Annotated in this window: 1 pseudogene; it reads right to left on the reverse strand. The window is 31.6% G+C overall.

Going from position 1 to position 462, the window contains the following annotated elements:
• Positions 1-362 (reverse strand): annotated as a pseudogene (locus M4I21_RS03990) (hypothetical protein); the annotation flags it as partial.
• Positions 363-462 lie beyond the last annotated feature (100 nt).

Consider the following 462-nt stretch of genomic DNA (forward strand, 5'->3'; position numbering starts at 1 on the left):
TTATAGTTTTTCCAATCTGGCACTTTTACAACCTCTACAAGCATAGCGCTGCCTTTTTTTAAGGTGCTCATATAAGGCTGATCTTCTCCAAATTCTTGTTGTAGTAAATCTCCATAGGGGTACATACGTATGGTAACCTTTTGTGGACCACTTTTTAATATAGCTCTATTTATTTTTATGGCTGTAGCCAGTTTACCACTTCTATAGTATTTCTTTACAGGAAAATCATTTACCAAAACCTCGTAGGTACAATACTCTTGGTTAACACGAAGTAAATACATAGGTTGCTCATCATATAACTTAACTTTATTCTTCATTAATTCATTAAAGTTTTCTTTAGTTATGGCAGTCTTTTCAGTCATTGTTTTAGATTTATTTTGGGCGCAGCTCACCCAAAACACTAAAAACCAACTATAGAAAAATATTTTTTTAAGCATATTATTTTATCATTTCTAACTGTAT

Source organism: Cellulophaga sp. 20_2_10, assembly GCF_023476645.1.
Classification (GTDB): Bacteria; Bacteroidota; Bacteroidia; order Flavobacteriales; family Flavobacteriaceae; genus Cellulophaga.